The sequence below is a fragment of the Pirellulales bacterium genome (assembly GCA_036499395.1).
Classification (GTDB): domain Bacteria; phylum Planctomycetota; class Planctomycetia; order Pirellulales; family JACPPG01; genus JACPPG01.
Genome location: DASYDW010000006.1, coordinates 16875 through 36216, shown reverse-complemented (window position 1 = coordinate 36216; position 19342 = coordinate 16875). Strand labels below are relative to the sequence as shown.

23 protein-coding genes and 1 tRNA gene are annotated in these 19342 nt (G+C 59.3%); 14 read left to right on the top strand and 10 right to left on the bottom strand.

Annotated elements, in window-relative coordinates:
- The first annotated feature begins 256 nt into the window (after window positions 1–256).
- The 4 genes from VGN12_01135 to VGN12_01120 all read left to right on the top strand — a co-directional run bounded on the left by VGN12_01135 (window position 257) and on the right by VGN12_01120 (window position 3553).
- Entirely contained in the window at window positions 257–1003 is a 747-nt protein-coding gene (locus VGN12_01135; protein ID HEY4308028.1) for a ParA family protein, read from the top strand.
- Complete coding sequence (locus VGN12_01130) at window positions 996–1955, top strand: ParB/RepB/Spo0J family partition protein (protein ID HEY4308027.1); 960 nt, start codon at window positions 996–998, stop codon at window positions 1953–1955. Before VGN12_01135 ends, VGN12_01130 begins: the two co-directional genes overlap by 8 nt.
- 159 nt (window positions 1956–2114) lie before the next feature.
- On the top strand, window positions 2115–3014 hold the full coding sequence (locus VGN12_01125) for a formylglycine-generating enzyme family protein (GenBank protein ID HEY4308026.1): 900 nt from the start codon (window positions 2115–2117) through the stop codon (window positions 3012–3014).
- A gap of 107 nt (window positions 3015–3121) precedes the next feature.
- Entirely contained in the window at window positions 3122–3553 is a 432-nt protein-coding gene (locus VGN12_01120) for an OsmC family protein (protein HEY4308025.1), read from the top strand.
- A gap of 86 nt (window positions 3554–3639) precedes the next feature.
- On the opposite strand, the gene VGN12_01115 is transcribed toward VGN12_01120, so the two are convergent.
- The 3 genes from VGN12_01115 to VGN12_01105 form a co-directional block, all read right to left on the bottom strand.
- Window positions 3640–4104: a GyrI-like domain-containing protein gene (locus VGN12_01115; protein HEY4308024.1), complete on the bottom strand. Its 465-nt coding sequence runs from the start codon at window positions 4102–4104 to the stop codon at window positions 3640–3642.
- Between the two features lie 164 nt (window positions 4105–4268).
- Window positions 4269–4616, bottom strand: coding sequence for a metalloregulator ArsR/SmtB family transcription factor (locus VGN12_01110; GenBank protein ID HEY4308023.1), 348 nt, complete (start codon window positions 4614–4616; stop codon window positions 4269–4271).
- A complete protein-coding gene (locus VGN12_01105; protein ID HEY4308022.1) occupies window positions 4597–5058 on the bottom strand; it encodes an SRPBCC family protein in 462 nt (153 codons plus the stop codon). The genes VGN12_01110 and VGN12_01105 overlap by 20 nt, the downstream gene beginning before the upstream one ends.
- A 325-nt stretch (window positions 5059–5383) precedes the next feature.
- On the opposite strand from VGN12_01105, the gene VGN12_01100 reads away from it, so the two are divergent.
- Window positions 5384–5614, top strand: coding sequence for a hypothetical protein (locus VGN12_01100; GenBank protein HEY4308021.1), 231 nt, complete (start codon window positions 5384–5386; stop codon window positions 5612–5614).
- Here VGN12_01100 and VGN12_01095 read toward each other — a convergent pair.
- The gene (locus VGN12_01095; GenBank protein HEY4308020.1) at window positions 5611–5883 is read right to left on the bottom strand and encodes a hypothetical protein; all 273 of its coding nucleotides are present in this window, start codon (window positions 5881–5883) and stop codon (window positions 5611–5613) included. The two genes, VGN12_01100 and VGN12_01095, sit on opposite strands and share 4 nt — an antisense overlap.
- Before the next feature lie 111 nt (window positions 5884–5994).
- Complete coding sequence (locus VGN12_01090) at window positions 5995–6291, bottom strand: hypothetical protein (protein ID HEY4308019.1); 297 nt, start codon at window positions 6289–6291, stop codon at window positions 5995–5997.
- Window positions 6292–6580: 289 nt separating this feature from the next.
- Between VGN12_01090 and VGN12_01085 the strand changes: the two genes are divergently transcribed.
- The 3 genes from VGN12_01085 (at window position 6581) to VGN12_01075 (ending at window position 7992) form a co-directional block, all read left to right on the top strand.
- Window positions 6581–7279, top strand: a complete 699-nt coding sequence (locus VGN12_01085; protein HEY4308018.1) for a recombinase family protein — start codon at window positions 6581–6583, stop codon at window positions 7277–7279.
- Window positions 7267–7599, top strand: a complete 333-nt coding sequence (locus tag VGN12_01080) for a WGR domain-containing protein (protein HEY4308017.1) — start codon at window positions 7267–7269, stop codon at window positions 7597–7599. Before VGN12_01085 ends, VGN12_01080 begins: the two co-directional genes overlap by 13 nt.
- Window positions 7600–7773: 174 nt before the next feature.
- On the top strand, window positions 7774–7992 hold the full coding sequence (locus tag VGN12_01075) for a helix-turn-helix domain-containing protein (protein ID HEY4308016.1): 219 nt from the start codon (window positions 7774–7776) through the stop codon (window positions 7990–7992).
- On the opposite strand, the gene VGN12_01070 is transcribed toward VGN12_01075, so the two are convergent.
- Window positions 7973–8926 carry a tyrosine-type recombinase/integrase gene (locus VGN12_01070; GenBank protein HEY4308015.1) on the bottom strand — a complete coding sequence of 318 codons (954 nt, stop codon included), beginning with the start codon at window positions 8924–8926 and terminating at the stop codon, window positions 7973–7975. The genes VGN12_01075 and VGN12_01070 overlap by 20 nt on opposite strands.
- 122 nt (window positions 8927–9048) lie before the next feature.
- A tRNA-Pro gene (locus VGN12_01065) sits at window positions 9049–9123 on the bottom strand.
- 588 nt (window positions 9124–9711) lie between these two features.
- On the opposite strand from VGN12_01065, the gene VGN12_01060 reads away from it, so the two are divergent.
- Together VGN12_01060 and VGN12_01055 are read left to right on the top strand one after the other, a co-directional pair.
- Window positions 9712–10062 carry a hypothetical protein gene (locus VGN12_01060; protein HEY4308014.1) on the top strand — a complete coding sequence of 117 codons (351 nt, stop codon included), beginning with the start codon at window positions 9712–9714 and terminating at the stop codon, window positions 10060–10062.
- A 63-nt stretch (window positions 10063–10125) separates the two neighbouring features.
- Entirely contained in the window at window positions 10126–10419 is a 294-nt protein-coding gene (locus VGN12_01055; GenBank protein ID HEY4308013.1) for a hypothetical protein, read from the top strand.
- On the opposite strand, the gene VGN12_01050 is transcribed toward VGN12_01055, so the two are convergent.
- Window positions 10388–11419 carry a TIGR01777 family oxidoreductase gene (locus tag VGN12_01050; GenBank protein ID HEY4308012.1) on the bottom strand — a complete coding sequence of 344 codons (1032 nt, stop codon included), beginning with the start codon at window positions 11417–11419 and terminating at the stop codon, window positions 10388–10390. The genes VGN12_01055 and VGN12_01050 overlap by 32 nt on opposite strands.
- 100 nt (window positions 11420–11519) lie before the next feature.
- On the opposite strand from VGN12_01050, the gene fbp reads away from it, so the two are divergent.
- Window positions 11520–12533 (top strand): class 1 fructose-bisphosphatase, encoded by a 1014-nt coding sequence (fbp, locus tag VGN12_01045; GenBank protein ID HEY4308011.1) that lies wholly within the window; start codon window positions 11520–11522, stop codon window positions 12531–12533.
- A gap of 52 nt (window positions 12534–12585) precedes the next feature.
- Here the strand turns inward: fbp and VGN12_01040 are convergent, their stop codons facing one another.
- Window positions 12586–13596 carry a cytochrome c gene (locus tag VGN12_01040; GenBank protein ID HEY4308010.1) on the bottom strand — a complete coding sequence of 337 codons (1011 nt, stop codon included), beginning with the start codon at window positions 13594–13596 and terminating at the stop codon, window positions 12586–12588.
- Between the two features lie 177 nt (window positions 13597–13773).
- On the opposite strand from VGN12_01040, the gene VGN12_01035 reads away from it, so the two are divergent.
- The 3 genes from VGN12_01035 to VGN12_01025 all read left to right on the top strand — a co-directional run bounded on the left by VGN12_01035 (window position 13774) and on the right by VGN12_01025 (window position 16848).
- On the top strand, window positions 13774–14877 hold the full coding sequence (locus VGN12_01035; GenBank protein ID HEY4308009.1) for an FAD:protein FMN transferase: 1104 nt from the start codon (window positions 13774–13776) through the stop codon (window positions 14875–14877).
- Window positions 14878–15021: 144 nt separating this feature from the next.
- Window positions 15022–15699, top strand: coding sequence for a DedA family protein (locus VGN12_01030; GenBank protein ID HEY4308008.1), 678 nt, complete (start codon window positions 15022–15024; stop codon window positions 15697–15699).
- Window positions 15700–15786: 87 nt separating this feature from the next.
- Window positions 15787–16848, top strand: coding sequence for a hypothetical protein (locus VGN12_01025; GenBank protein HEY4308007.1), 1062 nt, complete (start codon window positions 15787–15789; stop codon window positions 16846–16848).
- Window positions 16849–16927: 79 nt separating this feature from the next.
- On the opposite strand, the gene VGN12_01020 is transcribed toward VGN12_01025, so the two are convergent.
- Window positions 16928–18685, bottom strand: coding sequence for a DUF1598 domain-containing protein (locus VGN12_01020; GenBank protein HEY4308006.1), 1758 nt, complete (start codon window positions 18683–18685; stop codon window positions 16928–16930).
- Between the last annotated feature and the right edge of the window lie 657 nt (window positions 18686–19342).

The following is a 19342-nucleotide window of genomic DNA, read 5'->3' as shown; positions in this document are numbered from 1 at the left end:
CTTCACGTGAAATGCGAATTTAGGGTTGACTGCGTAGTTTCACGTGAAACAATCGCAGACTTCGTCGCCGCGGTGCAGCACGAGCACCCCGATCAACGCGGCGCGCATTCCGCCGGCATGGGGCCATCTGTAGGGGGCCCGCTATGGACGCCGGGTTGGACTTCCTCGGCCAACGCGCCACGACTAGAATCCGCGCCCTGTCGAAACTAGGAGCAGTGGTGCGCGCATCTCGCGACCGGGTCAGGAGACGAAACTCGTGGGCCGGATTCTCTGTGTGGCGAATCAGAAGGGGGGCGTCGGCAAGACTTCCACCGCCATCAACTTGGCGGTGGCTCTGGCCAAGAGTGGCGCTCGCACCTTGCTGATCGATCTCGACCCACAGTGCAATGGCACGAGCGGTCTCGGACTCGCACCCACCGAACGGCACCCCCTGGTTTCGACCGAGCCACTGAAGGACTCGCTGCGCGCTACGTCCATTGATGGGCTCGAGGTCTTGCCCGGCAGCCGGAACTTTCAAGACATCGAAAAGCTAAGCAAGCAGGACGAAAGCCAGGTGGCCACGCTGCGACAGCATCTGGCCAGCGGGCTAACGGCTTACGATTTTGTACTGGTCGACTGTCCTCCCTCGTTGGGGCAATTAACCCGGACTGCCCTGGCCGCCTCGACCGAGGTGCTGATGCCGATCCAGTGCGAGTACTTCGCGATGGAGGGGCTGACGCAAATGATCGAGGTGATTCGGGACGTAATGAGCCGTCCGCCGAATCGTCTTCAGTTTGGGGGCATCTTATTGACGATGTATGACCACGCGTTGGAGTTGACGCACGAGGTCGACCACGAGGTCCGCGATTTCTTTGGCGAGATCGTGTTCCGCACCGTGATTCCTCGGGATGTGGCCGTCGCCGAAGCCCCCAGCCATGGGCAGTCCGTCCTGGACTACTCCCCACGGTCTCGCGGGGCCTGGGCATACGCCGAACTGTGCATGGAGGTACTCGAGCGTGAATAAGGAACGACGACTAGGGCGCGGTTTGGAAGCATTGCTTGGTCGACCTGCCGATAGCTACGCGGCACGCGACACGGCCCCCACTGAACCCACCCCGGCGATTAACGAAGGTGGCCTGCAGAACGTCAGCGTCTATGAGATTGATCGCAATCCTTATCAGCCGCGTCGCGACTTCGACGATGCGGATATCGGGTCGCTAGCTGATAGCATCCAAGAGCACGGTCTGCTGCAACCGATCGTCGTGCGCCGTCAAGGCGACCGCTTTCAACTCGTGGCCGGCGAACGCCGGTTGCGCGCCGCGATTAAGGCGGGCCTGGGCGAAGTATCCGTCCAGGTGCGCGACGTCGACGATCGTCAGGCGGCCGAGATTGCGATCGTTGAAAACCTGCAGCGCAAGGATCTGAACGCGCTCGAAAAGGGCGCGTCGTTCCAAGAGTACCTCGAGCGCTATCAATGCACACAGGATGAACTCGCCAAGCGGTTGAAGATTGACCGCTCGACCGTGGCCAACCTGATCCGCCTGCTCGAGCTGCCCGAGGACGTTCAAGGGGCCCTACGTTCAGGCGCGATCACGCAGGGGCATGCCCGGGCGCTGTTGGCCCTGGACAACGAACATGAACAAGTCGAGTTCTGTCAGCGCATCCAGCGCGAGGGTCTGAGCGTTCGCAGCGTCGAAGACCTGGTGCAACAAACGGTGCATGCGGCCGATGAGCCGCAAACGCTGCGACTGGTTACCGGTGAAGCCGAGCCTCGTCCGGCGCGTAAAAGCCGCAGCCAGCACTTGGCCTCCCTGGAGCAGCAGTTCCGCGCTGCGCTAGGCACGAAAGTCGACATCCGCGAGGCGGCCAAGGGGCGCGGGCGGATCGTGATCCATTTCAAGAACCACGAAGAATTCGACCGCTTGCAGGACTACCTCTGCGACGGCGGACATGACGCGCAGACCCAGGTGGGGTAAGCGAACACCCATTGCAGGTCGGCGCGAAAGGGTCGGAGTCGAAAGCGAGCAGTGCCCTGTCTGGCGCACGCTCGCTTTTTCATTGAATCTGATGCGACTAGAATTAATGCTCCGAATCTGCTGGCTAATCTGCTACGGCAGTTACCACAGGGGCCTTCTATGTTCGCCATTGAACTCAAAAGCGTCGCTGCTCGAAGTTTGATGCTCGTCGTCGTGGCGTCGATTCACACAGCGAATTGCGCGTCCGCCGCAACGCCTGCACAGGAACCTTTTGCCGGCGCAATGGCCGGCGACCAGCGCACTGTTCTCGGCGTTGCACTCAGTTGGTGTCCTCCGGGCAAGTTCGCAATGGGGAGCCCGCGTAACGAGCCAGACCGGCGGCCGGGTGAAAATCAGGTTGAAGTGACGCTCAACCGTGGGTTCTGGATCGGCAAGTACGAAGTCACGCAGGGAGAGTGGAAACGAATCGTCGGCGAGCTGCCCGGCGAACTCACGGCGGGCGAAGGTGATGACTTGCCGGTCTACTCGATGAACTTTCTCGAGGCTGAAGCGTTCTGTGCAAAGGTAACCGAAAAAGCCCACACTTCCGGCGAGCTTCCCCAGGATTGGGTGTTTCGTCTGCCGACTGAGGCTCAGTGGGAATACGCCTGTCGTGCCGGCACCACCACGGCGACATCGTTTGGCGATAAACTCAGCAGCAAGCAAGCGAACTTTCAGGGCAAGCCCTACAATGGCGCCGAAGAAGGACCATCGCTAAAGAAGATGGCCAAGGTCGGCAGCTATTCGCCGAATCCATGGGGCCTGTACGATATGCACGGCAACGCCTACGAGTGGTGCCGCGACTGGTTTCATATTCGACTACCCGGCGGTGTTGACCCCGACCTTCATGATGCCAAAGAAGGGGCAACTCCCAATCAGACTCGCGATTTATCGCGGGCCCGTCGAGGTGGTTGCTGGGCCGACGAAGGGTGGCCGTTGCGCTCGGCATTTCGTCTGCGCTTCGAGCCGCATCGCCGGGCGGACCATATCGGCATGCGCGTCGTCGCCGTTCGGCTGTAATTCTCACACGCCCTCTCGTAGCGAACCTCGGTTGTAGCCCGCGGTTGTCGACTCGCGTACGATATTCGCGTGGGCAATTTCGACAGATCTCGACAGGAGACACCACGATGAAAATCAATCGACGCGGTTCGGCGGTTTGGCACGGCGGCATCAAGGACGGCAAAGGAGCGATTTCGACCGAGAGCGGCGCCCTCTCTTCGTACCCTTACGGCTTTTCCAGTCGCTTCGAAGGTCAGCGCGGCAGTAATCCCGAAGAGCTGATCGGCGCGGCCCATGCCAGTTGTTTTACGATGGCCCTGTCGCTGATCCTGGGCGAGGCCAAGCTGACAGCCGAAGAGCTTTCGACCACGGCCGAAGTGACGCTGGAACAGGTCGACGGAGGCTGGGGAATCACGGCGATCCACCTGACGCTGACCGGCAAAGTACCAGGCGCGGATCAGGCCATCTTCGAAAGCCTGGCCGGCAAGGCCAAGGCGAACTGCCCGGTCTCGAAATTGCTGAAGGCCGACATCACGTTGACCGCGACGTTGACCAATTGATGTGTTCAGGCGCGAATTAGCACGCCCCGGTAGGCGTCACGATATGGGCACGCATCTCAAAGCGGAGCGTTCAACGATCGTCGCGGTTACGACAGAAGGGGCCTGTTCAATTCGGTTTGCCAATTGGCCGGAGTGGAACTGACATCAGGGCCCGCGATGTAACACTCCCACAGATTCTCAGCAGCAGTATGCCTCTGCGCCTTGATCCACGCCTCGAATTCGCTCCAGGCCATGCCGAGGCCCTCGTAGGGGCCGCGATAGATGGTCCGTGCGACAGTGGTTGCGGGTAAATTTCCAGGCTGCACGCGACCAACGGGCACGATTGTAGCGGCGACGGGAATGCAAATCTCGAAATCGAACACCTTCGGGTCCATGCGTCGATGGTGCGTGAACCATGGCCCGCTTGTGGTAATCCCTTGCGCGGCCACCGCCGCACGGACCTCGGCCAAGCCTGGCCCCATGACGTTCTGAATTTCTTCGCGCGGCACAGTAATATGCACGAATGCCGTTTGCTGCGCGGCCGTCTTAATAATCCATGGAGTGTCGATCATGTCTGCCCTGTAAATGCCGTTCTCGGGTCGTTTGATGCCAAACTCTGATCAGCGACCATCTTTCTATTTTATCGCCCGACTTCGGTCACGAGTCAAAAAGAAAGCCATTTCCTACCAGTCGCTATGCCGGACGGAATGAACGAAAATCGCATCAACAGTATCGATTATTCTTCGACGAACGATTTTAATCGGGCGAGTGCCTGGTCCCACTGCGCCGAGATGCGCTCCAGGAAGCGAATTGCTTCGTCGAGGGTATCGTGTTCGATCTCGAAAAGGCTTTCCCGACCCTGACGAACGCCGCGCACCAGGCCTGCGGCTTCCAGAATGCGCAGGTGCTTGGTGATAGCCTGGCGGCTCAGCGGCGATCCGGCCGTCAGTGAAGTAATCGAGCACCGAGCGCCACTGCCCAGCCGGTTGAGCAACACCAGCCGCGTCTCGTCTCCAAGCGCTGCGAAGAGCGGCGCGCTTTTGCGCAGCTGCCGAGTTCCGGGCCTATGGCGTGTCTGTGACATAGGCAGCAATTCGCTCGACTTGGGCGGCCCAACCTTGGCTGTTCATGCGGAAGGCTTCATCGCGGCGGGCGGCGGGCACGGCGTCAAAGCCCGATTCAATAACCGTCAGTCGCGTGCCGCTAGCGGTTTTTTCCAGATGAAACTCCACGAGTGTCGGCGGCTCCTGCGAATAGTCGACCTGCGGATCGACAGCGTATGGATGCCATTGATACGAGAACAGTCGTTCCGGTTCGATCCTCTGTACCACAACTTCCATCACCAGGTGCTCGTAGCCGGGATAAGTAATGTTCCCGCGCGTTGCCTGACCAATCACGAAAGGAGATTCCAAATTCACGCCGAACCAGGCGCTGAACTCCTTGTAATCCGTCAATGCCTTCCAAACCCGGGCGACAGGCGCCTTGATCTCGATGCTCTTTTCGATGCGATCGGTATTCGATTTCATTGTGCCACCTATTCGGTTGCATTTTAACGAAAAGTCGAGGGCAGCGAGACAACAATGCGGAAGCGGCCGTGGTCGAGGCGACTCGAGGGCACGCTAGTGACCGATGCGTCGAATCGCAACCATTTGGTTGCATGTTAGTCGATCACAGAGCGCTAGACAAGCGGTTTTTGCGGCAGTGCCGTGGCGGCGTGTGGACTAGTCGGAGCTTGCCTGCCACGCCGTCGGACTGAACTAGCGGCTATGTGGGCTTCGCTACCCCGCCGCGATAAACTCAACGAGTGCCAAACGAATTTGTCGAGACATCGCTGACCTGCGGAGGACCGAAATGAATCAATCGCGCCGCGAATTCGGGCGGGTGGCCGGATCATGCCTAGCGTCGTTGGCGTTACGCCCTTTCGCGGCTCTCGCTCACGAGCCGGAAAGGCCGGCAGTTCCGCGCGTGCTGCTGACCTGGGGGGCGAATGGTCACGGTGATGGCCAGTTCGATATTCCGATCGGAATCACGGTCAATCGCCAGGATGAAATCCTCGTTACGGATTTGGGCATTTGCCATTAATGGGCATCGTTCTTGGCGATGTCACGAACCATTTGCCGCAGCCCGTTCCAAAACTCAGGAGTGACCGGCGTCAGCTTACCGGCATTGGCCGCTTCGATACCTCGCTCGACCGCCTCCATATGTTCATCCGGCACGTAGGGGATTTCGCCGGTCTTCTCCCGAAGAGCTTCAATTGCGGCCTCAAGGGCGGCTTCCTTGGACGGGTACAACCCGCCGGAAACCATCTTGTCCAGGTACTGCTCGTATTGTGGTGAAAGCTCGTGATTCATGCTGAATACCCTACCACGAAAAGTGAAGGCGGAGCAAGCAAAACACGAGGCCTGTAATCTCTTCTAGGCGGCACGGCAAACGAGACGTTGCCGGGCATAGGTACTTGCGAGCTATCGAAGCTTTGCCAAGGCACTCAACGCATTCTCCACTCGCTCTATCGATCCCAGGGCATCGACGAGACGCTTGGTAGCCTGCAGATCGTCGAGCGAAAGAGCATCGCCACGCCTGCCCTTTTTTCCGTTCGTATGCCCATTGAGCACGGCTTTAATGTTGCTCACCTGCGAAGAACTAACGTCGATTTTTTGGGCGGCCAGGGCCGCAATAATATCCTTTGACCGAGCCGTCGGCCCCAGCTTCTCAAAGGCCTCCCGAATCTTTGCTGCTTTGTTGATTTTGCTACGGGCCATTTTGTCTCCTTCATCACGCCCCATCGAATAACGACGTTACAAGCGTAATATACGACGATGAGAATTGGCCGAGAAGCAGGCCTTTTCCACCGTGTTATTCGTTACGACGCTAGATACGGGGAGGCGTGCAATCTTCCCTGGGGGCCGAGTGAGGAACGCCGAGGACGAAGGGCCGCATGATTTGTTTTGCGGCCCTTTCGCCCGCAGTGCATACCGGGGCAGTCCGCAGCGAGGCCTGGGCCCCAGGGAAGATTGCACACCGGAACGTCCATAAACAGCTTTCACATATTTGTGGACATTCGCAGTTTGTGGATGTAGTTTCTGGACGGTCATATCGCCGGACACGAGGTCAATCGCTCACCGTCCAGTAAACGACCGTTTTATAGACAACGCATGGTCATGGATGACGGAGCTTCTTGGATATGCCCGCGTATCAACCGCCGGGCAGGATTTGGAAGGCCAGCGGCAACGGCTCACGGCTGCCGGTGCTGCCCGCGTCTTTGAAGACGTAATCAGCGGCCGTAAATTCGAACGGCCAGGCTTGTCGTCGCTGCTCGAATACGCCAGGCCTGGCGATGTGCTGTGCATCGTCCGCCTGGATCGTCTCGGCCGCAGCTTGCGGGAACTGCTTGCAATCGTCGATACACTCAAGCAACGCAGCATTGGCCTGAAATCGCTGGAAGAAAAAATCGACACGTCATCGGCCGCCGGCGAGCTCGTCTTTCATGTGTTCGGTGCCGTGGCTCATTTCGAGCGTGGTTTGGTGAGCGAGCGGACACGCGATGGACTGGAAGTCGCGAGGAAACGTGGCAAGCGGATCGGCCGACCGATGCTCGACGAATCCAAGATCGATGCCGCCCTAAGACTTGTTGACGCGGGCCTAACCCCTACCCAGGCCTCGCAACAAGTCGGGCTGGGACGTTCCACCGTTTACCGCGAGTTGCAAACACGTGGCCTGGTGCAGAAGGAGGAAGCATGCTCAACCTGATGACGGTAATTTTTGAGGCACACCATGCCGAACGAAATCATCATCGCCGGTATCAGATTGCGGTTGGCCGCGATTTATTCGACGCATGGACAATTAGCATCGAGTACGGACGGGCCGGACGGAATGCACGGGAGCGACAATACGTGTCAGGCGATGCCATCCAACTTCGCCGCATCATCCGTGAGCGATTGCAGCGGCGTTTGTCGGCGCCGCGGCGGATCGGGTGCAACTATTGCATTAGCGAATTGAACGCAGCACCGGGCTTCGATACCGAAGCCTGGTTGCCTACTGACATCATTGCGAAATTTTCCGCTGCCTGATGCGTTGAACGAGTTGCGGGCTTTTTTCTTCCGCCACGCATGCGAACAATAATCGCCATAGGGATGTGAAAACCCCAATGACATGTTTTGCAATTCATTATCCGCAACACGCGTATTATGAATTGGAACCGAAACAACGCACGATGTGCGGCGGAAGATCGCGGAGGCATCGCCATGATGACAGTCAAGCAGGTAGCGGAGCGCTTGAATGTAAGCATGGGAACGGTCTATGCCGCCATTGAACGCGGCGAACTAAAATGCTATCGCTTCGGCCGCCGCAGCGGCACGATTCGCGTTTCCGAGGAATATCTCGGCGAATACCTGGCAAGCAGTCGCGTCGAGCGACAGTCAGTGGACACCTTGCCGTATCGGTTCAAGCATTTAAACCTGTAGGCTGCATCTTCGCGAGCTGGTCTCGCAGAAACGTCGGCCGCTTGGCGAGATGGCTGTAGCGGTTGGCGACCATGTGCAGGTTGGCATGCCCGGCAAGCACTGAAACGGTGATTGGATCGACGCCGGACATTAACGCCCGCGTGATCCAGGAATGCCGAAACACCGTTCCGCAGAGGTCTTTGACGCCGTGTTTGCGAAAACGACATTTGATGGCATTCCTCGTCCACGGTCTGCCTCGCCGATTACGAAACAGCATGCCTTCGGGATGCTGTGCGGCCAGACGTTTGCTGATTTCAAATGCCGTATCGCTTAAATAAACCACCCGCGATACCTGTTTGCCTTTCGATTTGCTGGGTGGAAAAACCCAGCGTCGTTCGGCCCGGTCGAAGTGCTTGGCCTCGACAAGGCGGATTTCTTGAACACGGCAACCCGTTTCCCATAGCGTCGTCAGCAAGTCCCGCTCAGCCTGATCGGTCGCCTTTGCCAGTACGGCGGAAAACTCGGCATCGTCCAATACCATTTCCCGCCGCGTCGGGGTTGGCTTTTCCAAACCGATCAGCGGATGAACGGTGATATAGCCTTGCTTGCAACCCCAATTAAAGACCCGCTGCACGGCCCGCATGGCACCATGCACGGTATTGGCAGCGGACTTGCTGTGTTCCTTCTGTACCCACTCGGTGACGTGATGCGGGCGTACCTCGTCGGCTTTCAATCGCTTGCCGATGAAAGCGGCAAATGACGCCAGGTGCATCCGATACCATTCGTAAGCGCCCGCTGCCCGCGAGGTCTGCACCCACTCAAGAAAGCGGTCGATCAGGACAACCGCCGGATCGGTGGCCCGGATCGTTTTCCGCTGCGTCATCAGGACGTGATATTCGGCGAAGGCCTCGGCCTTGTCAGGGCCAAGATTGATTTGCCGCTGGCCGATCTGCACGTACCAGGATTGGGTGAATTCGCGATAGAACGGTTTCGGTTCTTTGCGTGCTTTGCGCATGAAAACTCCTCCGTACTCTGCAATAACTCTGCAATCGTACGGAGGAGTCGTCGTAAGTCGAATCGGGGCGAGAGGATTTGAACCTCCGACCCCCTGCTCCCAAAGCAGGTGCGCTAGCCAGACTGCGCCACGCCCCGAATTGTTGGAACGGGTCGGCGAGCGAAGCCATGAGCTCGCATCTCGCTAACCCGACCAGTAGGAGATCGTACCTGAGAAAAGCCTCTCCGGCAAACGGGCTACCGGTGGCTGGACGCCCGATCGATGGCTGCCGGCAGCGGCACAACTGTTCCCGCATCGAAAATGGGGCGCCAAGCAGTTTCTTACGGTGACGACGTACTTCGAGCTGGCCTCGGCTGCCACCGAACTTGATTGGCCGCGTGTCTGAGGCAGTGAACCTGACCGTCCATTGGACCGGGCGGAGGGTTGGGCCGATTGTGTGAGACTTTGTCACGGATCTTTTCACCTGCCAATGCCAGCGAGACCGGCTAGCGAAATGTATCCGTGATGACTCCGGTTCATCTTTGGGAACTGGATCACCATTCTGCAGCGGCGAGCGGCAATAAGCCGATCTAACTCGGGACGTCCGCACGGAATCCGTGCAGGCGGTGACAGCGTCGCTACCGTTCTGGTTGCGGGGCTGCCTTTCGAGTACCTATCTCACTTCTTCATCGTGAACGGACCAAACCTTCTGGCGGTCCCGGGCACAATCTCGCGCGGAGCAACTCATGGCCAAGTCGAAGCGTAAAACGGTGGCACAAACCGTGGTCGATACCGCTGGTGTCGCCTTGCCGGCTCCCGTTCGCAGCGTTGTTGGCACGAAATGGGGTGCTCGGGCGGTGATTGTCGTTGTCCTGGCTCTGCTGGGAACCGGCGTCGCTACCGTCGACTGGGACGGCTGGCGGCCACGCTTGAAGATCGATCGCCAGCGGCTGGACGAAGTCCGGCAGGAAGTCCGCGACGAAGTCAACCTGGTGGCCGAGCGAGTCGGCGAAAAGCCGAAGGAACCGGAACCCGTCCGCCAGTTGGAAAAGTTCGAAGCCAACATGAAGAAGATCGGCGCGCGGATCACGAAGTAGATTGAGACATACCTGTTCGGACTATTCCGTGTCATGTACAGGTTAAATCCTAGCAAACTTGTAATGGCTGCCGTCGCGACCGCATCGACCGCGACTCTGCTTATCATTGGCCGCCCCACCTTGTTGATTTGCACCTTCGCGTTTTGGTTGCTGATGCTACTGGCGACAGGGTGGCAGAATGTACTGCGTACAAGTAATCGCAGTTGCAATTATGAGTCGGATCTGCACTGGGCACACGTCTCGCTGCTGGCCGTGGTGATTGCGGCCTCGCCTCTTCTGCCGGTAGTTGTCGTCGCCGGCATGCACCGATATGCCCATGTGCAATTCATTCCGTGGGTGCCACTATTGAAGCGCTAATGCCTGGCCGTTTCTCGGTACGTCGTGATGAAATCGGCGGTCGGATGCCTTGCTGACATGCTCGCCAGCGATCGCACAGTTCACGCGCCGCCGTGGGCCATGTGGGATAGGCGAATTCAAAACCTGCTTCGAGTAGTCGGCCAGGCACGACACGTCGGCTCTTTAGAATCAATTCCGACTCCGTGCGCATCAGCCATGTTCCAACCTCGACCATCCATTCCGCGGCTGGCAGTCCCAAGCGTGTGCCCCAGGCCGACCGCAACGCCTGCATGAATTCGCCATTGGGCAGTGGGCAGGGGGCAGCGACGTTGACCGCTCCGGCGATTTCATCGTGTGCGATCAACCATTGCACCGCGCGCACGAAGTCATGCTTGTGAATCCATGACATGTATTGCCTGCCACTGCCTGCGCGACCGCCGAGGCCGTAGCGTACGAGACGCAACAACAGATCGAACGTTCCGCCGCGGTCGAAATTCATCAGCATGGCCAATCGCAGTTTCAACTTACGAGTGTCAGGCGTCGGCGCGGCGTCGCATGCTTCCTCCCAGGCCCTCGCGACATCAATGCTGAATCGCCAAGTGTCGGGCGCATCAGGTTCGCAGCCGCCCAGGATGCCGGTTCGCTCATCGTTTGCCGCATCGTAGCGATGGGCGTAGATCGTGGCCGTGCTCATCTGCAGCCATGCCCGTGGGGGCTGCCGGCAGTCGCCGATGGCCTCCCCGACGACCCTTACGGAGCGGACCCGCGAATTCATGATTTCACGACGATTCCTTGCGTCGTAGCGGCAATTGACACTGCGTCCGGCCAGGTTGATGACGGCGTCCGCCCCCTCGAATTCGCCGGCCCATCCGCCGAGCTTTTCACCATCCCAGAAAACGGTTCGCCAGGGGGCTTCCTGGGGGTGGCGGCTGAGCACCACGACTTCGTCCCCCGCCGCATGGAAATGACGGGCCAATACGGTACCCACCTGACCAGTGCCGCCCGGTATCACAAATTTCATGACGCACCTCGGTTGCTCGGTAACTCGCACGTTGCCTCTGCCGTGCCAACCGCGAATAATGAGACCCTTTAACCGCAATCTTCCTCTGGGTTAGGGCACTATGTTCGAACGAAACGCGTTCTGTACCGTCCAGCAGCACATTCAGGATGAACAACGACGCCACTATCCGCATGCCAGTGGCGAGTTCTCTTGGATGCTCTCCGGCATCACGCTGGCCACAAAAATCGTGGCGGCTCAGATTCGCCGGGCGGGACTAGTCGACGTCGTCGGCAGCACTGGCGCTGCCAACGTGCAGGGCGAAGTTGTCCAGAAGCTGGACCTGCTGGCGAATCAGGCCCTGCTGACGTGCCTCGGAAACCGTGGCAACGTGGGCGTATTGGCCTCGGAAGAAAACGAAGACCCGGTCGTGGTTCTCCCTGATCCGCAGTATGGCAAGTACGTCGTGATCTTCGACCCGTTGGACGGCTCGAGCAATATCGACGTCAATGTCAGTGTCGGCACGATTTTTTCGATTTTCCGCCGCGAGCCCGATCCGACCAACAAACGCAACCCGCAGGACGATGTCTTGCAGCCTGGCACTCAACAAATCGCGGCAGGCTACGTGGTCTATGGCGCTTCGACGATGCTGGTCTACAGCACGGGCCACGGCGTTCACGGCTTTACGCTCGATCCCTCGTATGGCGCATACGTGCTAACACATCCGAATATGACGATGCCCAACAGCGGGCCGTATTACTCGGTGAACGATGCCAACCTTGCCAGTTTTCCCCACGGCTACTTGCGATTCTTGTCACGCTTGCGCGAAGGGGTGGACGGCCAGGCGTACTCGTCCCGTTACGTGGGCTCGCTTGTGGCCGACTTTCATCGCACGCTGCTCAAGGGGGGCATCTTTCTGTATCCGCCCACACAAAAGCATCCCAGCGGAAAACTACGTCTGATGTACGAGGCCAACCCCATGGCGTTTCTGGCCGAGCACGCCGGCGGAATGGCCACGGACGGCAAACAGCGCATCCTGTCGATTCAGCCTTCAAGCTTGCACCAGCGCACGACGCTGGTCGTGGGGAGCCGGCAAGAAGTCACGCTGCTGGGCAAAGTCCTGGCGGAAACAAAATGAATGAAAGCACGATTGCGCTTGTTCGAAGGGAGGGCTGCGCTAGCGCCCTGTCTCAACTGCGGAAATCTGCGTGGCAGGCGTCGCACGTTTTGTTCATTTGGCTTGTGGCACTTTGGGCGCGCGGCAGATCGCCATCCTTGGCCGCGGCAATGATTTCGTGGCATTGCTGTTCGAGCGTGTCAACGTATTGCCGGTAGGAACTATCGTCGGCGTATTCATAGCCGTCGGTCTTGATGACACGCGACAACACCAATAAAAGCTCGGCCTCGTGAACGACGGCGTTCCGATTCTTAGCGAAATCACCTTTGCTCGCTGTCCAGGGGCCCAAACGCTCGCGTAGCGATCGTTCCATTCGCTTCATCAGCGGAGGACGACGTGCGATGTCATGCCAAATTAGATCGCCTTTCGCTTCGCGCGGCTCGAGCGAACCGCCGCGGATCAGGTCGGTTAAGTCCTGACTGCGTATCTTGGCCTCGTTGAACGAATTGTCGGTGCCGACTGTACAGTTGTAGCCGGCCCGACCAAATAGTTCGCGCAAGCCGCCGGATTCTTTCTTCCAGCGCACCGATCCGTCGTATTGATCGATCACGCCGAACAGTACGGCCAGGACCGACAGATTCTCGCGCGCCGCGTTGTAACCGCCTCCCTTGAAGGTCGTGGGTGATTGCACAGCGGCAGCCAGCGGCTGCACTTGCGCCTTGACCTCGTCCTCGAGCGTCGATGCCGCGATTACGGCGGACCAGGGACCGTTTCCCGCCGCGGCCGCCGCCGACGATGACGGCGTGGCGACTGTCGTCGTGGCCGAAGTTTCGCCCGTTCCGGATTCCGTGGAGACTTCGCCAGGTCCCGGACCGGGCCCAAGTTTTTGCCGAGCGTCGGGAAAGAAGACTTCCAGAACAGCCCGATCCCATTTCGGCGGCGGGGCCAGTTTGCCGCTACGTCGTGCGTTTTGTGCGCGGCTGGGCGCGGTTTGCGCCGCCGCGTAATAGGCGCTGGCCACGAGTAACGTCATGACTGCGCAGCAAAGCCGTAATGCGCGACGTTCGAATACGAATGGGGGCATGGCCTGCGGAAACATCCTTCGTCGACGGAACTGATCGCCGCGCCGTCGGTGAGACGCGAATTTGATCGGAAGTGGGTGGACAGTGACTGGCCAATTCGATTATCGACTGGCGGTCGCAGGCCTACAAGTTACGACCTCGAATCTATCCGGTGACTTGGCTGGTTATAATGCAAAGATATGCCCTCAGATCCGACCAGCAATCGTCGCGAATTCTTGCGAGGCCGTGCCGCGGCCGATGCCATCGGCGCCGCGATTGACCGCTATGTGCCGCTCGGATCCACGGCTGCATCGCCGCCATCGGATGACGCGAAACCAGGTGACGCAGAACGCTACCTAATCCAGATTTCGCGCCCCGCGATGGCGTGTACGTTCGCCGTTTTTCTCAACGCCGGCCAGTACGAGCAGGGATCCGAAGCCGCGCTTGCTGCACTAGATCGTGTCGAGGCGCTCGAATCGCAGCTTACCGTCTACCGCGACACAAGCGAGGTCATGCGAATCAATCGTACGGCCGCGGCCGATGCGGTTCCTGTCGAATCGGATTTGTTTGATCTCTTATCGCTTGCCGTGCATGTCTCGGAGCAAACCGCCGGCGCTTTCGATGTCACGGCCGGTCCACTTGTGAAAACCTGGGGCTTTTACAAACGCTCAGGTAGCATCCCTAACGACGTTGAACTGCAAGCGGCCCTTGCTCGTGTCGGCAGCCGATTTCTCACGCTCGATAATCAGACGAGATCGGTCCGCTTTTTGGTCGAGGGCCTCGAGCTGAATCTCGGCGCGATCGGCAAGGGGTACGCCCTGGATCGGGCGGCCCAGGAGCTTGTGGCGGCTGGCGTCGACGATTTCCTACTGCACGGCGGGCAAAGCAGCGTGCTCGCGCGTGGATCGCAGGCCGGAACTGACGGTTGGATTGTCGGCCTGTCGGACCCTCTGCGTCCCGAGCGGCGCTTGGCCGAGATCTGCCTGCGAGATAGGGCACTCGCGACTAGCGGGGCCAGCAATCAATTCTTTCGCGCCGGAGGAAAGCGCTACGGCCATATTCTCGATCCACGAACCGGCTGGCCTGCCGAAGGAGTATTCTCGTCGACCGCGGTTGCTTCGTCGGCAGCCGAGGCCGACGCGTTGTCGACCGCGTTTTACACACTGGGGGTAGGGCCGGCCCGCGAGTATTGCCGCGAACATGCCGGGATCGGTATGGTGCTGCTCCACCCGGGTCAAGGCGGCAGTTCGGTGGAAATGACCACAGCCGGTCTAGATGAAAAGGACCTGCCGACCCTCAAATAGCTAACTGCCGCTTCGGCCGGCACGCGTTAACCCCCGCCTTTGTAGTTCGTTCAATTTCCCTATACTGGGGCGAAGCCCACCGGATACAATTGCACGTCCGGACGCGTACCAGGCGGCCACGCACGCGGCGGGGCCCGACATTTCATGCTTGAACTCCTCCAACTAGAGCACGCCACTTACCTCGGTATTATCGTGGTCCTGATCCTTACCGGGGCAGGTCTGCCGGTGCCGGAGGAGGTGCCCATTATTGCGGCTGGTGTAGCCGCGTATTACGGCCAAATGAACCCCTGGCTGGCTCTGGCGGCGTGCTTCGTTGGCGCCTTGCTCGGCGACTGCGTGATGTACGCCATCGGCTACCATTTCGGCCATAACGTGCTGCGCGATCATCCCTGGTGCGCCCGCTTTCTAAAGCCAGAGCGCGAAGCGCATCTCGAGGAGATGATCAACCAGCATGGCTGGAAGGTGTTTCTTGCCGCTCGTTTTTTGGTCGGCTTGCGCTCGCCGGTGTACTTAACGGCAGGCATCCTACGCGTCCCGTTTCGGCGTTTTCTGTTGGTCGACTTATTCTGCGCGGGACTGGTGATCTGCACCTTCTTCGGGCTGAGTTACCTATTTGCCGAGCGAATCACAGGTTGGTTCCACAGCATTCGAAATGCCGAGGTTGCGATTACCGTGCTGGTCGTCACGGTGGTCGCTAGCGTGGTCCTGTTCTTCTACATCAGACACAGACGCCGACTTGCCCGAATTCGCGTTAAGCGACAGTTGCGTTCATTGCGGCTGGGAACAAGCGAGGCAGCGACTGAGCGAAAGAACGCGGGCTGATCCCAGTTGCTTGGCGGACGACCATCTGGTGTTTCGCCGTGGTTCTGTTCACAGACTGGTCCGCAATCAATGCAGGACGCCGTAGCCATGAGGCGTTGCACGTTGCAAGCCGCGCGAATCTTTGGGGGCTTGGCCCTGGGCGTCGCGATATTTCTCGACGGCTCCTCGGCCTGCGGCCAAACGCGTGAAATGCACGCCAGCCTTGCTGGCCAGTTGCGCATCTTTCAGCTGCGCGTCATGTCGGGGCGAATCTCAGCCAGTGGCCCAACCACACACCGGAACCTTACGTCGAATACGAACCAGGATCGGTCTCGCGAGCGATTGACAATCGATCTAAAGGGCGGGCGCCCTGACGTTACCTACGAGCGAATCGCGCCGGACGAGCGATTCGTGATCGACATCGACGACGGCACCAAAGTCTCCGCCCAAATGATTCCGCGGTCGATGAGCGATCGCGCAGCGGTGAACTTTCTTCAGCCCGTCGATGGTCCGCTCGTACTTACTGTGTCAACCGACTCAGAGTCCAAGAGGTACCAGGCCGCGACCGTATGGCACCTGATGCTCATTGAACCTGAGGTTTGCCGTGAACACCTGCTTCCGCTTCTCGAAGTGTTGCGGCCCGCATGGAAGCTCGGAGAGCAGTCGGAGGAAATCGAAAATCTGCTCTGCCACGGGAAAGAGGGCCGCCCCGCGATCCGTCATTACAGTTGGCAGCAGTTGATTGGCGAACTGGCCAGCAATCGATACGTCGAGCGTGAGCGGGCCGAACGGCAATTGCATGCCTTGGGGCCGATTATCCTGCCATTCCTACGTAGCCAGGAACCTCCGGCACTCGATCCGGAACAGGCGTTTCGCATCCGACGCCTCTTGCGCGAGCTATCGCCTGACGCCGGCGAAGATACGTCAGAACGTGTCGTGGCGTGGTTGACCGAAGATGCATCGGTCTGGTTTGCGCTGTTGCGACGCGATGATGAAGGCGTCCGTTACATCGCGACGGAAAGACTTTCAGGCCTATTGAATACAAGGGTCGATTTTGATCCGGCTGCCAGCAATGCGGTCCGTGACCATCAATGGGCCGAACTACGCCAGCGCTTCAGCGCGGTCCTCGATTCGGTGGCGCCAGCGTCGCCTGAGCAGAAGTCCGACTAGCACCACTCGCACGGGCGAGTATCCTTCAGCCCCAGAGGGGCTGATTGAGCTGCCTGCCCGTGTCGAGTCCGGCAGTTCGTTAATCCCACCACCAGCTGCGGTGTTCCACAGCGGTCGGCACCGAGCGTTCGCGTTCGCTGTTGAGCTGTCCGCGCGAGTCGGTCTGCATCTTGTCACGCTTGATGACGCTCTGAACATCGACATGAACGCCACCACTTACGGCGGCAATTATGTTTGTACGCTGCACGACACGGTGATTGATCACGGTATCGACGGTCTGCGGAACGTTTTCTACGGCTGTGGGCAGCCCGGCATTGTCGAGGAAGCTGGTCGGATACCAACCCACATGCTCGGGCAAGCCTTCGGTCCTCAGCAGTTCGACCACCAGCGCCAGATCGAAGATATTCCGCAGATCAGCGTAGAGCGGATATTTGGCTGCGAGTGCGGCAAAGTCCTTGGTGAAGTTCTGCGCGAACTGTTGATTCAGCGCGTCTGCCTTGCCCGTATGCACTTCCTGTCCGGTTTCCGTGAGCAGTTCGTTCTCGCTGAGCACTTGCACGCCCTGACCACGAATCTCAAACGCGTCACGCTTGGCACTTGCTACCAGCGCGTCGTACTTCAAAGTAAACCACCATCGCAACACGTCCATCGGCGGTGTTTCGCCGCGCTCGACGCGCACCATGCTCAAGTAGCTGGGTACTTTCAGAGTTCCCGGTTCGAGACCGATGCCAATCAGCTTCATGTGATGATCGGCGGCCAGCAATACCTGCGCGACATTGCTATGCGGATCGATTCCTTCGAAAACCACATCCTGGCGCCCGAGCTGCTTGCTGATCTCTTCCAGCCATTTACCGCGTTGGCCCGGCTGCAACGTCGTGCCGCTCGAGGCGTTGGCAAACGCCTGGGCCCGCGCTAGACCTTCCTGCGTGGGTACGATCGAGCAGGCAAATTCGCCTCCCTTGCGCCGCAGCAAGACCAACAGGTGATCAAGCCGTACGACCGGCTGGCCGTCTTCAACATTGACGGGCCGCGCGTCGCGATCCAGCTTCCAGTCGCCCGCCGGACCGGCCACGACCAGGTCCCCCGTCTCGGGATAAGCCATGATGTATTGCACCCGCTTCAAGCCAGCGAATACAAGCATCTCCTCATCCAAGGATTGCCCAGCGGCAAGGCGAAGCTGAATTTCTCGTTCCAAGCGGGGGAGCGAGATTTTGCGCAATGGTGACGGTCGTCGTACATCATCGCTGACCATGTCGTGAACCGCGGCCAGCCGCTCTTCGGCCAGGAAATCAGCGTCGTCTACTTTCTTGAGGCGCCGCATCACGCCTTCAGCATCGACATACACGCCGTTTTGAAATGGTTGAATCGAGCCAGGTCCGCCGTTATCGTCCCACGAGTCGGGTTGAATCGTGGAGGTAATCATGTTCATCAAAGGGCCATACTGCGCGAAAGGGCTGCCGCCGCGTCCCTCGACATCGATCGGAAGCGATGACAAATCGGCAAGCAGCCGACTGCGCACGCGGCCATCCGTCACTTCCGCCGCTGTGGCAAACGCGGCAGGGCGCGCGCCGGATAAGGCCTGCGCTTTGGCAATTTCAGCAAACGAGTTATCGCGATCAACAGGAGACTGGTCTTTCGCCAATTCAATCGCCGGCCCGAACTCGCCCGCGGCCAATTGCTCGTGCAATAAGTCCGGCTGCGCATCCGCGGCCCCAGAGACCTGTGGTGCAAGTACCAGCAGCGCACCGAGAAGCATGCCCAGGAATACGCGGTGCGGGCCGAATGGCCGACGGCAATGACGCAATGGAAGCGCAGCCGATAGGGGCCGACGTAGCATGACGGTGTCTCCAGCCTCTGATCCGAAGTGTTGCGGACTATATGTGTTAGCGTCAGCGGGACGAGGCATTTCGTCAAGTAAATTCACCAACATTAAGATTTCGTAAGTTTCTCCTGAAAGGGTGTTTCCGCGCTTAACTTTGGCAACCGGCCAAGGCGCCCGCGTATTCTCGAGGCTCGCCATCCAAACGTCGCTTTGGACGGGGCTCTCTGCGCGCAAAAAAAGACCGCAGGCAAGATGCCTACGGTCTTCTGAATCCGATCGGGCCCGAACAACCCGATTTCAGGCAACTGCCTGCTTAGCCGCCGCAGCCGCAGCTGGGGGCCGGAGCGCAGCAGCTCGGCTCGCAGCAGACCGGGGCACAGCAGCTGCGATGGCAGCGACGGGCCTTGTGGCAGCAGCGGAAGAGGTGACGGTGGCAGCGCGGAGCGCAGCAGCTGGGGGCCGGAGCGCAGCACGAGGGCTCGCAGGCCGGAGCGGCACAGCAGCTCGGCTCACAGGCAACTGGAGCACAGCACGTGGGTTCGCAACAGCTGGGGGCGGCGCAGCAGCTGCCACAGCCGTGGCCGTAGCCGTTGATGCCCAACATACGATCCAGGAACTCGAACGCCTTCGCGTCCTGGGCCGGCGCCAGCGCGAAACACGCAGCCAACGCCA